Below are 13569 nucleotides of genomic sequence, written 5' to 3' on the forward strand. Positions count from 1 at the left end.
GGCGGGGCCGAGGCCGCCTCGATCAATTTGCGAAAGAATCTTGACGGTACCTCTTCTTCGCCGTGCTCACGGTCTTCTGTCCGTCTCGGCTGCATGGTGGGTCCGATTGCTTTTTCGGAGTGGCAATGATACGTATGGTGTGAAACGGATGGTACGCGGATAACGAGGGGCGGAAACAACGACAGCCCCACGCTAAAGGAAAGGAGCGGAGGAACTATGCCAGAAAATAAAATACCAGGCCTCTTCACCGTCTACTACATGAATCAGCAGAAGGTGTTCGAGACGAGGATGCTCCTGGACAACAAACTCAAGACTACAAGCTCCAAGGAAAACCAGAACGGGACGACAAAGAGAGCATCATTGAACGCCGAAGCGGAGCTCAACCCTCCCTTTCTGACGAAACTCAGGGCAAAACTCGAAGGAAGCGTCAGGCACGAAAAACAAGAGAAGATCGTGGACACCCTCGAATACGTGAACACAAATAGCCGGATGCTCGCCGACATAATGGAGCATTGCAAAGCCCCCGAAAGCGGAACAACGCTTGCAGAAGGCGACCTCGCATACATCGGCGATGTCTCGCTGGAGCTCATCAATGAGGAGGAGATTCGAGGCATCATGGCAATCATGAGCGGGACCTTCGACGGAATCACCGTCTCCGATGCCGGAGACCTCGACATCGGCCACATGATGCAATCCTTCATAGGAGACGGCGCAGCCTTCAAGCTCAGAGGAAACCGCGCAAGAAGAAGAACGCCGCTGTACGCGAAGATTCCCCTCGATGGAGAAGAAATGTTCGAAAGCGGGTACACAATCGACGACCTGCTCATCGGAAAGGTCGGCATCGTCGGGATATGCAAAGGGAAAATCACCCCGGCCCAGATGAAGAGCCCCCCTCGATTACTTCCAACAGCCAGACGACCCGAAACGCACGCCGCAGAACGACATTGTTATATGCGGAAAGAACCCGTCACCCACCGCCATGACCGGCGGCGGCAATCGGGTAGAACAGGGCTATTACATAGACATCCTTGCTGTCATTCAGGCAGTGTCCTTCGAGGCTTGATAGGCAACGCCATGCGCAAACTCGTCACATACAACAAATCCCAGTATAAAGCCCTGATCGACCAGCTCGGAGACGGCGGCTTCAAGTTGATGTCGCTTCTCGAACTACACGGAAGCGACCAAATCTCCGAGCTCCTCTCCGAGAAAAAGCTCGTCGTGGACGTTTCATCACTTGTGGGGTTACTCTCGGGCGATCTTCAGCTGGCATCGAAATTCGAGCTCCTCGTCCACCAGCTACCCTTTGGCACCCTCTTCATCGGAGACGATAAAACCGTGAACGAAGGAGCATACCAATTGAGAACCATGTTCGACGACATTATAGAATGCGACATCGAGATCGATAAGGACGCCCAGAAGGACAAAAGAGTAAAGAGAACACTCGTATCCCTCGACGAACTCGAATTCAAACAGGTCCTCACCACCCTCGAAAGCGAGCTCATAGGCCAGATCGAATTCAAACGCTCCTTCGAATCCCGATCGCGCAGCTTCAGGCTCTTCAACGCGCTCGACGAGCAGCCGGTATTCTCGTTGCTCCTTCTTGGCCCTTCGGGTGTCGGGAAAACAGAAGTCGCCAAGATTCTCTGCGAGGCAATCGCGCCATGCCAGCTCCTCCCTAAAGTCAATCTTGGGAACTACAGCAGCAAGGACTCTCTAAACTCCCTGATTGGCAGCCCGAGAGGATACATGGGAAGCGAAGAAGGCGAGCTGGGAAAGAAGATCGACTCGTCCGATGCCGGAATTCTCCTGGTGGATGAGTTCGAGAAAGCTGAACCCGCCGTCTGGAACTTCTTCCTCGATCTCCTCGAGACAGGATCGTTCACGGACTCCCAAGGGATGGAGCACGATCTCCGCGGGTTCATCATCGTATTCACGACAAACTGCCCCCTCGGGAAGATCAATGAAACTTTCCCGGCAGAACTCCTCTCCCGCTTCAATTTGATGAGCCACTTCTCCAAGCTAAGCGTAAGCGACAAAAAGTTCTTTGTCGAAAGATACGTATCCATGTTTGCCAAGAAGTACAGGGAGACTGCTCCCAGTGGCTTGCCGACATTGCCGGACGACATCGCCGACAGGGCAATGATGGAAATCGACATTGAAGCGACCGAAAACATCCGGATCCTCAAGAACACAACAAGATCTTGGATCAGCGAATTCGTAGAGAAGGCCCGAAAGAGCAGTTCAATCGCGACGCAGCCCTCCATCATCAACACCCAAACATAACGAATATATGTTCTTATTGCATCGCATCTACATTACGAAATTCAGATTGCTTGAGATGTCTTGACGCAAGTTCAGATTCACTTCGGAGTATCATGCTGTCAATTTGAAGGATGCTACCTGCGCTTTTGAAGAATCGAAACGGAGGTTGTAAGCCGATTCTTCCTTTCACCGACTGGCAAAACGATTTACACCTAATTGTGGGAGTTGCCCACGCGATTTCTCCTTGCTCCTGCATCGATCTCGCTAAACTAATAAGTGCTGCCACCAGGGCATTTTCTGGTGCATATTCTATTGGCTCCCGCGAAGATCGGAGCGGGTATGTTTGCTGCCGAGTCCTACACCAGCCGTCATTACATTGCGATTGTTGCCATGGCCTGCCTATGCGTTTTGCTGGGCGGGCCTTCTTATGCTGCGGGCGCGGAGAGCCTCATCATCGCGGGCGCGACATACTACGAGCCGGGCGTGTCGGGCCCCGGCTGGGCCTGGACCGATGCCGACCATCTGGAGCTCAACGGCTACGCGGGCGAGGCCATCGGCGCCGACGGCGACCTGGTGCTGACGCTTGCCGGGCAGAACTCCGTGACGGAGTCGCATGCGCCCGATGCGGACATCACGCTGTGCGGCATGGAGGTGTGGGGCAGCCTGACGCTTCGCGGCACCGGGACCCTGACGGCGACGGGCTCGCAGTGCGGGATCCACGTTTCGCAGGCGCTCGTGGTGGACGGATGCACCGTCGATGCCCGGGCAGACGGGGCCAATATTACGGACGAGGCGGTCGCCGGCGTGATCGCTGGCGACATGGCCGTGCGCGGCGGCGGGCGCATCGTTGCCGCGGGCGCCGGGTCCGGAGCGGGCGTGCGCGCCTACGGTGTGTATCTGCAAGATGCGGGCCTTGGCGATGGTGCGGCCGGCTGTCGGCTTTCCGTTGACGCCTCGTGGCTTGATGCGGCCGGTGCCGACGGCGGCGTTGCGTGTACGGGCGGGTCGCTTGTGTCCGCACGGTTTGTGACGCCTGCTGGCGGGGCTTTTGGTGCTAGTGGCGTGATGGATGCTGCAGGGGTAGTGGCACCGCATGTGGTGGTTGAGCCCGATGTCGCCACGCCTCCGGCGGGGGAGACCGACGGGAGCGATGTGCCTGGATGCGGGGCGGGCGAGCCTTCCGCCGATGCTAACCCCGCTGCCGGAGAGCCCACCACAGGGCCCACGACAAATCCGGCGCTGAAACCAGCGGCCGCGACAACCAAGACAACAACGACAGTAACCAAGACCACGGTCGCCAAAGCCTCCAAGCCCAAGGCTGCCACTGCGACAAGTGCGGCACTCCCCAAGACCGCCGACAACAACTGGATCGCCGCTTCCGTGACGCTTTTCCTACTTGGTACAATGCTTCTAGCTGCCGCATGTCGTTGTTGAGATAGCTGCCATTTGGAAGAAAGGGACATCCACAAGGTATGACTTTTGACAACTGTACAGCAGACGCAACCGACCCTATCGTGCCGAAAGCACCCCGTACTTTACCCGATGATCTGGACAGCATCGCCTTGATCGACGAAGCTGCCACCCCGAGACGTCGTGGTTCAAGCTGTAAAGCAGTGTTGAGCTGCGATTTTAGTGGTTACGGCGTTTGCCATGGCGCGGCTGACGCGCACGAATTTAAAATCGGGGGCAAAAAGTTCTTGGAAAACCTCGCGCGGCTATGTTAGTATCTCTTTTGCCGAAAGGCGACGGGCGATTGGCTCAGGGGTAGAGCATATCCTTCACACGGATGGGGTCACAAGTTCGAATCTTGTATCGCCCACCATCTAAAGCACAGGTCAGAGGTGTTAAGCCTCTGACCTTTTTCTTTTTGACACCAAAATTGAAGCGAAGTTACCTAAGGCGTTATATGTTACGCAGTTCACCTTAGGTGTCGTCATTGCGCGTTTTGCAAAATGCGTCTGCGTTCATTCAATGAATTCCCTGCGTAATCTATGTGCAATTGTGGAGACAGAGACCGCTGGCTCACAGCTTGTACCAGCGCGTTCATGCCTATGGCGGCTTTTCAACGGATTGCGTCAAGCTTTTGGTCAGCGTTTGGTCAGCTTCCGGTACTTACCCGCATGATGCCCCGGTAGATAATCGTCCACGACCACAACCGCACGGTCTACGGCCGATACCAGGGGAGGCGCAAATGGACGAAATCGTCTGCGCAAACACCGCATTCCGCTATTGGCGCTGCCCACCGCAGGTGCGCGACCTCTACCCGCGCCTACCCAACTCCGAAGAAGGCTGGCGAGCTCTATCCCAAGCCCCTTTCGTAACCGACGTCCTCAAGACCCCAGTCATCACAGCAGCATCAACTCGAAGCAACCTACATTCCGAGACAAGACGGACCATCCGATGGAACAGCGCCTATACAGAGAAGGTCTCGATCGACACGGGCATGGGCTTTAGCGTCACAGACCCTCTTCATACGCTATTCACCATGACTCGAAGCGTTTCTTCATGCGACCTGGTTCTGGCCATGTACGAGCTCTGCGGATGGTTTTCGGTTTTTAAACCATCGCCCGCGGTCGACATGGCACTTGAGCAAGCAAAATCAGAAGAAGAGCAGTACACCACAGAAAGACTTTTTGAACTAGATGAAACCCAAGACGAGGCCCCATGGAAGCGAGTCTATGCTCGGGCGAGCCAGAAGGACAGCGAGAATGATCAAAGTGGGCAGCAGAATGACGGATCCGGAAATAAAGCAAACGGAAAAGGCACATCGCTCTGGATGAGAAAGCCTCTTATTGAAATAGAAGAACTGCACAAATTTGCAGCGAAGGTTAAGGGCGAGATGTGGGGAAAACAATTCTACGAAGCCGCACGGCAGGTAATGGGTATTGCGGCATCCCCGCTAGAAGTTGCTGGAATCATGTTGCTAAGTCTTCCGAGGCGTACTGGCGGAGCGGAGTTTAAAAACATATACGTCAACGACTTAACACCGCTGTCGAATTCAGCTCGAAAAATCGCAGGTCAGAAAATCTGTTACGGCGATATCGTCATCGTAAACCCAATAATAATGAAAGCTGTGATTATCGAACTTCAGGGAGAGGTTATCCATGGTTCAGGCGCCGTGCTGGACCACGATGCCGCACGAATGACAGCATTACAAAGCATGGGATACGACGTATTTCTTGTAACCCATGACATGCTCAATGATCACTATCAGCTTGATGCCATCATTCACAGTGTGTGTGAGCGATTGGAGTTGCGCTACAAACCAAAAACCGAGGCGATGAGATGCGCTGAGACCAGATTGCGAGCCAACGTTCTGTGCAATTGGCTTGGTATTGGTAAGTAATAATGTTCAAGTGAGCATTATTACTACTTTATATGCTGCAGTAATTAAGTGCCATTTTAAAACCACGCCGGTTTACTACGTTGGATTGGGGGTAGCTGAGCACACCGAATTCGTCGCTCGTAAAACCGCAGGTAGAATGCCTGCCCGTTTTGCGAATGTAGGCGTGTGGTCGGAAATCCGGGAATCGTCGTAGTAAACCGGTCCGTTTATGAAGCGACCAGCTGGCGCGAGCTGCGCACGGTTCAGTAAATTGACCCGGAGGCGCGGAGAGGGGCTCAGACGAAACCCTCCCGCGGAAGCACCGCGGATTGCTTTGTTCTGGCCGGCGGCACCTGGGGCGCGCCCCGCGGGCTATTTCGGGCATCGTGTGTCCCTTCGGCCCCGCGCCGTTCCACGCACCGTAAAATCTTTTCCAAAATTGTCCTTGCATCGGCGGGGGAGTTCCCGTATAGTACTTTCTCGCACGGGGGCGTAGCTCAGCTGGGAGAGCGCTTGACTGGCAGTCAAGAGGTCAGGGGTTCGATCCCCCTCGTCTCCACCCGAGCATTGAATGAGGCTCCAACGCAAGTTGGGGCCTTTTTTCATATCTATCGATTTACGCCATGTGTTGACTGGGCAGCATCTTGGCGACATACCCATTGTTAATTACGAATATGAATGTTAATAACTTTACGTTTCTGGATAGCAAACCTAGTCTGCAGCGCCAATAACAAAGAGACCGGGCGTAATGCCCAGCCTCGAAATACTCTGGTGGGCCCTCCGGGATTCGAACCCAGAACCCAGGGATTATGAGTCCCCTGCGCTGACCGTTGCGCCAAGAGCCCTTATGAACGGTGAATGCAATTCTAGCAAAGGCAACTCAGGCCTAATTTCTTCGCTTCACGTCGTGAAATACTACCATGCACGAGCAAGTCGCACAACGCAAGATCAAGTTCGATGCTAAACAACAGCTAATCTAGGCCCGTCGCAGATAAGAAGTGTTTTATAAAAAGTTAAGGCCTTAAATTCAGGGCTTCAAGACATTTCAGCGTGAAATCAACCTGATGCCATTTCAAAACCATGCTGGTTTACTACGACGGATCGGCGACCTTCGACCACCGCGTGTTCTCAGTTTGCAAAACAGCAGGTAGAGAGTCCGACGGTTAACGAAAAGACGTGCGTGGTCGAACATTCCAGATTCATCGTAGTAAACCGGCATAGTTCTGAGGCGCGGATGAGGGACGGTTCGCAATCGGACCCGATAATGGGACTGGCGACGCATAGGAAATCCGGTTGCGCGGGGAGGGTCGCGTTCCGCGCGCCAAGTCGGCCGGCGTAGGGGCCGTGCGGGGGCCAGGCGCTCCGCAGGCTGGCCCGGCCCCGCGGGACTCCGGCGCCCGCCCCCCGGAAAGTTTTTCCAAAATTGTCCTTGCATCGCCGTCCGAGTTCCCGTATAGTACTTCTTCGCACGGGGGCGTAGCTCAGCTGGGAGAGCGCTTGACTGGCAGTCAAGAGGTCAGGGGTTCGATCCCCCTCGTCTCCACCCGAGCATTGAATGAGGCTCCAACGCAAGTTGGGGCCTTTTTTTATATAGGCACACAAGGTCAAAGGCGGCACCATGATCCTCCTGGTCGACAAGATCGAAAAAAGCTTCGGCGCTCGCGTCCTCTTTAGCGGCGCTTCCTTCCAGATAAATCCCGGCGAACGCTTTGCGCTCGTGGGCCCCAATGGCGCCGGCAAAACTACCATGCTCAAGATCATCATGGGCATCGACAGCCCAGACGCTGGCCAGGTCCAGTACGCAAAGGACTGCCAGGTAGGCTATCTAGAGCAGGAAACCAACCTGGAGCAAAAGGACACCACCATCCTTGCCGAGGTCATGGCTGCCGCCAAGGAAATCCGCCGTATGGGTGAGCGCGCCAACGAGCTGCAGGCCCAGATCACCGAGCTCTCCGAGCAGGGCAAGGACGTCGACGCACTCCTCAACGAGTACGGCCAGGTCCAGGACCGCTTTGAGCACCTGGGCGGCTACGAGCTCGAGAGCAACGCCCGCAAAATCCTGTCCGGCCTGGGCTTTAAGGTCACCGACTTTGAGCGCCCGTGCTCCGAGTTCTCGGGCGGCTGGCAGATGCGCATCGCGCTCGCCAAGCTCTTCCTGCGCCATCCCGACCTGCTGCTTCTGGACGAGCCCACTAACCACCTGGACCTCGAAAGCGTCCAGTGGCTGCGCGGCTTTATAGCCAACTATGACGGCGCCGTCCTCATCGTCAGCCACGACCGCGCCTTCATGGACGCTTGCGTCGACCACGTCGCCGCACTCGAAAATCGTCGCGTGACCACTTACACCGGCAACTACAGCAGCTACCTCAAGCAGCGCGAGGACAACCTTGAGCAGATGCGCGCCAAGCGCGCCGCCCAGGAGCGCGACATCGCCCACATGCAGGTCTTCGTCGACAAGTTCCGCTACAAGCCCACCAAGGCAGCCCAGGCCCAGGAGCGCATCCGCAAGATCGAGCAGATCAAAAAGGAGCTTGTCATCCTACCCGAGGGCCACAAGCACATCGACTTTAAGTTCCCTGACCCACCGCGCTCCGGCGATATGGTCGTGGGCCTGGAGGGCGTCTCCAAGTCCTACGGCAACAAACACATCTACAGCGATATCGACCTCAAGCTCTACCGCGGCGAGCACGTGGCGCTCGTCGGCCCCAACGGCGCCGGCAAGTCCACGCTCATGAAGATCATCGCCGGACTGGAGCCGCCCACCACCGGCACCCGGGACCTGGGCACCAACGTAGGCGTAGCCTACTACGCCCAGCACGCACTCGAGGGCATGACCGAGTCCAATACCGTCCTGCAAGAGATTGACACCGTCACGCCCAAGTGGACCGTGCCGCAGCAGCGCAGCCTGCTGGGCGCCTTCCTGTTTAGCGACAACGACGCAATCGAAAAGCAGGTTCGCGTCCTCTCCGGCGGCGAAAAGGCGCGTCTGGCGCTCGCCAAGATGCTCGTAGCACCCGAGGCGCTCCTGTGCCTGGACGAGCCCACCAACCACCTAGACATCGACTCGGTGGACATGCTCGAGAACGCCCTGCAAAACTTCCCCGGCACCATCGTGCTGATCAGCCACGACGAGCACCTGGTGCGCGCCGTGGCCAACCGCGTCATCGATATCCGCGACGGCAAAGTCACGGTCTACGACGGCGACTACGACTACTACCTCTACAAGCGTGAGGACCTCGCGGCCCGCGCCGCCGCCGAGGCGTCCACGGAGAGCGCGCCGGCCACGACCAAGTCCGCCAAGGCCAGCGCCGCCCAGGCCGACACCCCCGCCGCGGCGCCTAAGCCTGCCGAGGGCAAAAAGACCAAGGAGCAAAAGCGCGCCGAGGCCCAAGCCCGTGCTGCGCTCAACAAAAAGCTCAAGGGCGTGCGTAACCAGCTCAAGAAGATCGAGACGGAGCTCGACAAAAAGCGTGCCCGCTATGACGAGCTTATGGAATTGATGGCGAGCGAAGAGCTTTATGCCGATCAGGATAAGTTCAACGCCGCGCTGGGGGAATATAACGGCCTTAAGCAAGAACTGCCCAAGCTCGAGGACGAATGGCTGGAGCTTTCCACCCAGATTGAAGAGGAGACCGCGCGTGAACTCTCGTAAGGCCGCTGCCGTGGCGATGAGCATCATCGCCATCGCCTGTCGCATCTGCGGCATCTTTATGAGCGCGATGACCGTGCTGCTGTGTTTTAGCGGCCTCACCGCCAAGCTGCAGATCGTAGGCTTTGTCGTTGAGCTTTCGCGCGCACTGCCGAGCGCCATCGCCGGCTATGGCGTCATCACGTCGCCCTTTGGCGGCGTGTTCCGCCTGGATTACGCCATCGTCGCCGTCATCCTGTTTGCGGCCGACTACCTGCTCACGCGCGCCTCGCGCCGCGTCCGCTAGAGGAGCGCCATGTCCAGCAGCTACTTCATGAACCTGCTCGCGAGCGCCGTCGCCGTCATCGTGGGCATCGTGATCCACGAGAGCGCGCACGCCGCTGCGGCCTGGGCGCTCGGCGACAAGACGGCCCGTTCGCGCGGGCGCGTCTCGCTCAACCCGCTCAACCACATCGACCCGTTTGGCACCATCATCCTGCCGCTGCTCATGCTCGCGGCCGGCGGCCCGGTGTTCGCCTTCGCCAAACCCGTGCCCGTCTACCTCAACAACCTCAAGCACCCCAAGCGCGACGAGGTCCTGGTGAGCGCGGCCGGCCCCGCGTCGAACATCGCACTCGCGTGCCTTGCCGCGGCACTCATGCACGTGGCGTACGGCAACCTCTACACCGGCATCTCCTTTGCCCTGGCGTCACAGATCATGAGCTTCGGCGCCACGTTTATCGTTGTCAACCTGTCACTCGCGTTCTTCAACCTCATCCCGATCCCGCCGCTCGATGGCTCGTCGATCATCGTACCGTTCCTCAAAGGCAAGGCGCTCGCCAACTACTACCGCCTGCAGCAATACGCCATGCCCATCCTCATCATCGTGCTGTATCTGCTGCCTATGTGGACCGGCATCGATGTAATCAGCCGCTATTTCGACGTTACCGTGTATCCGCTTGCTGAGCAGCTGCTCAACTTCGCAATCGCCGGCATCTAAGGTAAACTTACAGGTCGACCGTGCAAAACGGTCGTAACATGCACCCAAACCGCGCCGCGAAGGCGCCGTCAAAGGAGGTCGAAGATGTCGTATCGCGTGTCGACGCAGGTCTACAGCGGACCGTTCGACCTGCTGCTGCAGCTGGTAACCCGCCAAAAAGTAGATATCGGCGCCATCTCCATCAGCGAGGTGGCCGAACAGTACCTTGCCGAGGCCGAGCGCATCGAGGCGCTGGACCTGGACGTGGCAAGCGACTTTTTGCTGGTCGCGGCAACCCTTTTGGACATCAAAGCCGCCTCTCTGGTACCGCAGGAGGCACCGCGCAAAGTCGGTGACGACGATGACGAGTTCGACGAAGACCTCGAGGAACTCAGCACGCTCGACGGCGACGCCCTGCGTGAGGTCCTGATCCAGCGCCTGATTGCCTACAAGCAGTTTAAGGGCGCGGCTGCGGCCCTCGGTGCCCGCATGCAGGCCGAAAGCCGCATGCATCCGCGCGTGGCCGGCCCCGACCCTGAGTTCCTAGGGCTCATGCCCGACTATCTGGCTGGCATCACCCTGCGCGGCCTGGCCGTTATCTGTGCCGACCTGGACGGCAAGCGCCAGACCTTCCTGCTGGAGGCCGAGCATGTGGCGCCGCATCGCGTACCGCTCGACCTGACCGTGGCCTCAGTCGACCGCTTTACCATGGCGCACCAAACCTGCACCTTCCGCGAGCTGTTGGACGGCGACGCCACCACCGAGCAACTCGTCGTCACCTTCCTGGCCATGCTTGAGCTTGCCAAGCGCGGTTCGCTCACGCTGAGCCAGGACGAGATCTTCGGAACCATCTGCATCAACCGAGTCGAGGGCGCCGAGGCATACGTGCCCGGCGAGGGCCCCGAGCTCACCGAATAGGAGCAGCAACCATGTCAACCCTTTCAACGCTGGAGGCAAACAGCCTCAAAGGCGCCCTCGAGGCGCTGCTGCTGGTGTCGAGCGACCCGGTGAGTGCGCCCGCGCTCGCCGGCGCACTGGATATCGCCCCCGGCGAGTGCGCATCGCTGCTCGCCGAGCTCAAGGTTGAGTACGAGGAGGCCAACCGTGGCTTTCAGCTGCGTGAGGTCGCCGGCGGCTGGCGCCTGTTTACGCACCCCGCCTACCACGACGTGGTCGAGGCCTATGTGTTGAGCTGGGACACGCAAAAGCTGTCGCAGGCCGCGCTCGAAACACTGGCCGTCATCGCATACCACCAGCCCGTGACGCGCGAGGTGGTCAAGGGCATCCGCGGCGTCAATTCCGACGGCGTCATCGCGTCGCTCGTGGACAAAGGTCTGGTGCGCGAGCTCGGACGCGACCCCCAGCGCGGTCAAGCCATCATCTACGGCACGACCAACGCCTTCTTGGAAAAGTTCGGTCTGCGCTCCACCCGCGATCTGCCCGATCTGGAGCAGTTTGCCCCCGACGAGCAGTCGCGTCAGTTTATCCGCGAGCGCCTGAGCGGCCGCAGCATTCAGTCCACGCTCGAGGAGCAGGCCGAGGACCTGGACGAAGAGCGCGAACTGCTCGATACCGATGTTGAAGATGTTGAGGCAGTCGAGAACTTGGAAACCCTGGTCGTCGACGAGATCTCGGAGGATTTGCATGACGAGGACTAACGAAGTAGGGGAGACGCGCGCCGGCGCTGCGGTACCCAACGCGGATACGCACGAGTCCGACGCCCAGCCCGTCTATCCGCACACCATGCGCCTGCAGCGCTTTTTGGCGCGCGCGGGCGTGGCGAGCCGCCGCGGGTCGGAAGACCTGATGACTGCCGGCCGCGTGACCGTCAACGGCCAGGTCGCGACCGAACTGGGCACCAAGGTCGACGTCGACCGCGACCATATCGAGGTCGACGGCATGCCCGTCAAGCTCAACCAGGGCGCCGTGTACTTGATGCTCTACAAGCCGACCGGCTACCTCACCACCATGAGCGATCCGCAGGAGCGACCTTGCGTGGCAGACCTGGTCCCGCGCGACCGCTATCCGGGGCTCTTCCCGGTGGGTCGCCTGGACCGCGACACCACAGGCCTTTTGCTCTTTACCACCGACGGCGACCTGTCGCAGGACCTGCTGCACCCCAGCAAGCATGTCTATAAGACCTACCAAGCACTCGTGGACGGCCACCTGACCGATCGCGACTTGGGACCGCTCCGCCGTGGCATCGAGCTCGACGACGGCCTGTGCCAGCCGGCGATCTGCCGCGTCATCAACGCGCGCGAGGCAGAGGCTGTGGCACCGCAAGGCGTCAAGCCCGGTACCACCGCCGTGGAGGTCATCATCCGCGAGGGTCGCAAGAACCAGGTCAAGCGCATGCTGAGCAAGATCCACCATCCGGTAATCCGCCTGCATCGCTGCAACTTTGCCGGCCTTGAGCTCGAGGGCGTGGCCAAGGGCTCGTGGCGCGAGCTCACCGACCGCGAGGTGCAGATCCTCAAGGCCGGCGGCATCCCGCCCAAGCAGGCCGTCGGCAAGCGCGCCGGCGCGGCGGCGACCAACGCCGCGACCCGCACGCGTCACCACGGCAGCCACGGCTCCGCACCCAAGCGCAATACCTACCGCGAGCGTTACACCGGCTAGGCAGACCGCCAACCAATACAGCGCCCGCGAACCATACCAGCACGTCAACCATCGAAAGGAAGCACTGCATGATCGTCGCCATCGACGGCCCCGCCGGTTCCGGCAAATCCACCATCGCCAAGGAGATCGCCCGCCAGCTGGGCTTTAACAAGCTCGACACGGGCGCCATGTATCGCGCCGTCACCTTCGCCACGCTCGACCGCGGCATCGATCTGAACGACGAGACGGCCATCGACGCCCTCGCCGAGCAGATCGAGATTTGCTTTACCAACGGCACCGGCGAGGATACGCGCCTGACCATTGACGGCCAGGACGCTTCGGCCGCCATTCGTACCCCGCAGGTCGACGCCAACGTGTCCAAGGTCTCGGCCTACCCGGGCGTGCGCGCCGCCATGCTCATTCACCAGCGCCGCGCCGCCGAGGACCGCGATATCGTGGCCGAGGGTCGCGACATCGGAACCGTCGTGTTCCCCAACGCGCAGGTCAAGGTCTTCCTGACCGCCGACCCGCGCGAGCGCGCCCGCCGCCGCGTGCTGCAGCGTCACCAAAACGACGCCCAGCCGCTTACTGCCGAGCAGCTCGAGGCCGAGGTCGACGAGACTCTCGACGCCCTCAAGCAACGCGATAAACTCGACAGCAGCCGCGAGGTGGCGCCGCTCGTGCCCGCCGAGGACGCCGTGCACGTCGACTCCACCGCCCATACCATCGACGAGGTCGTCCGCATTATCGAGGACCTCATCAACCAAAGGAGGTAGC

The 13569-nt window shown here is 59.1% G+C and carries 10 protein-coding genes and 4 tRNA genes; 13 read left to right on the forward strand and 1 reads right to left on the reverse strand.

All coding sequences use genetic code 11. The features are described from left to right. Window positions 1–216: 216 nt before the first annotated feature. The 5 genes from DWW73_RS06135 to DWW73_RS06155 all read left to right on the forward strand — a co-directional run bounded on the left by DWW73_RS06135 (window position 217) and on the right by DWW73_RS06155 (window position 6146). The gene (locus DWW73_RS06135) at window positions 217–2283 is read left to right on the forward strand and encodes an AAA family ATPase (protein WP_117779037.1); all 2067 of its coding nucleotides are present in this window, start codon (window positions 217–219) and stop codon (window positions 2281–2283) included. Window positions 2284–2601: 318 nt separating this feature from the next. Next, window positions 2602–3696 carry a hypothetical protein gene (locus DWW73_RS06140; protein WP_117779038.1) on the forward strand — a complete coding sequence of 365 codons (1095 nt, stop codon included), beginning with the start codon at window positions 2602–2604 and terminating at the stop codon, window positions 3694–3696. A 313-nt stretch (window positions 3697–4009) separates the two neighbouring features. Further along, window positions 4010–4084 (forward strand) — tRNA-Val (locus tag DWW73_RS06145). Window positions 4085–4453: 369 nt separating this feature from the next. After that, window positions 4454–5608 (forward strand): hypothetical protein, encoded by a 1155-nt coding sequence (locus DWW73_RS06150; RefSeq protein WP_117779039.1) that lies wholly within the window; start codon window positions 4454–4456, stop codon window positions 5606–5608. Between the two features lie 465 nt (window positions 5609–6073). Continuing rightward, a tRNA-Ala gene (locus DWW73_RS06155) sits at window positions 6074–6146 on the forward strand. Window positions 6147–6356: 210 nt separating this feature from the next. On the opposite strand, the gene DWW73_RS06160 is transcribed toward DWW73_RS06155, so the two are convergent. Beyond that, window positions 6357–6432 (reverse strand) — tRNA-Ile (locus tag DWW73_RS06160). Between the two features lie 625 nt (window positions 6433–7057). On the opposite strand from DWW73_RS06160, the gene DWW73_RS06165 reads away from it, so the two are divergent. The 8 genes from DWW73_RS06165 to cmk all read left to right on the forward strand — a co-directional run bounded on the left by DWW73_RS06165 (window position 7058) and on the right by cmk (window position 13568). Beyond that, a tRNA-Ala gene (locus DWW73_RS06165) sits at window positions 7058–7130 on the forward strand. Window positions 7131–7205: 75 nt separating this feature from the next. After that, a complete protein-coding gene (locus tag DWW73_RS06170) occupies window positions 7206–9239 on the forward strand; it encodes an ABC-F family ATP-binding cassette domain-containing protein (protein ID WP_117779040.1) in 2034 nt (677 codons plus the stop codon). Beyond that, window positions 9226–9522: a hypothetical protein gene (locus tag DWW73_RS06175; protein ID WP_233509141.1), complete on the forward strand. Its 297-nt coding sequence runs from the start codon at window positions 9226–9228 to the stop codon at window positions 9520–9522. Before DWW73_RS06170 ends, DWW73_RS06175 begins: the two co-directional genes overlap by 14 nt. Window positions 9523–9531: 9 nt before the next feature. Further along, entirely contained in the window at window positions 9532–10215 is a 684-nt protein-coding gene (locus DWW73_RS06180; RefSeq protein WP_117779041.1) for a site-2 protease family protein, read from the forward strand. Window positions 10216–10299: 84 nt separating this feature from the next. Further along, window positions 10300–11112: a ScpA family protein gene (locus DWW73_RS06185; protein WP_117779042.1), complete on the forward strand. Its 813-nt coding sequence runs from the start codon at window positions 10300–10302 to the stop codon at window positions 11110–11112. Window positions 11113–11123: 11 nt separating this feature from the next. Next, window positions 11124–11852, forward strand: a complete 729-nt coding sequence (scpB, locus tag DWW73_RS06190) for an SMC-Scp complex subunit ScpB (protein WP_117779043.1) — start codon at window positions 11124–11126, stop codon at window positions 11850–11852. Then, complete coding sequence (locus DWW73_RS06195; RefSeq protein ID WP_117779044.1) at window positions 11839–12813, forward strand: pseudouridine synthase; 975 nt, start codon at window positions 11839–11841, stop codon at window positions 12811–12813. The genes scpB and DWW73_RS06195 overlap by 14 nt, the downstream gene beginning before the upstream one ends. A 68-nt stretch (window positions 12814–12881) precedes the next feature. After that, window positions 12882–13568 (forward strand): (d)CMP kinase, encoded by a 687-nt coding sequence (cmk, locus tag DWW73_RS06200; protein ID WP_117779045.1) that lies wholly within the window; start codon window positions 12882–12884, stop codon window positions 13566–13568. Window position 13569 lies beyond the last annotated feature (1 nt).

The sequence above is a fragment of the Collinsella sp. AF16-8 genome (assembly GCF_003462695.1).
Lineage (GTDB): Bacteria > Actinomycetota > Coriobacteriia > Coriobacteriales > Coriobacteriaceae > Collinsella.

What these genes read in the sequence shown, in the direction of transcription:
- cmk (WP_117779045.1), top strand. Translation starts at nt 12,882, where the DNA reads ATGATCGTCGCCATCGACGGCCCCGCCGGTTCCGGCAAATCCACCATC.
- DWW73_RS06195 (WP_117779044.1), top strand. Translation starts at nt 11,839, where the DNA reads ATGACGAGGACTAACGAAGTAGGGGAGACGCGCGCCGGCGCTGCGGTA.
- DWW73_RS06135 (WP_117779037.1), top strand. Translation starts at nt 217, where the DNA reads ATGCCAGAAAATAAAATACCAGGCCTCTTCACCGTCTACTACATGAAT.
- DWW73_RS06185 (WP_117779042.1), top strand. Translation starts at nt 10,300, where the DNA reads ATGTCGTATCGCGTGTCGACGCAGGTCTACAGCGGACCGTTCGACCTG.
- scpB (WP_117779043.1), top strand. Translation starts at nt 11,124, where the DNA reads ATGTCAACCCTTTCAACGCTGGAGGCAAACAGCCTCAAAGGCGCCCTC.
- DWW73_RS06150 (WP_117779039.1), top strand. Translation starts at nt 4,454, where the DNA reads ATGGACGAAATCGTCTGCGCAAACACCGCATTCCGCTATTGGCGCTGC.
- DWW73_RS06140 (WP_117779038.1), top strand. Translation starts at nt 2,602, where the DNA reads ATGTTTGCTGCCGAGTCCTACACCAGCCGTCATTACATTGCGATTGTT.
- DWW73_RS06180 (WP_117779041.1), top strand. Translation starts at nt 9,532, where the DNA reads ATGTCCAGCAGCTACTTCATGAACCTGCTCGCGAGCGCCGTCGCCGTC.
- DWW73_RS06170 (WP_117779040.1), top strand. Translation starts at nt 7,206, where the DNA reads ATGATCCTCCTGGTCGACAAGATCGAAAAAAGCTTCGGCGCTCGCGTC.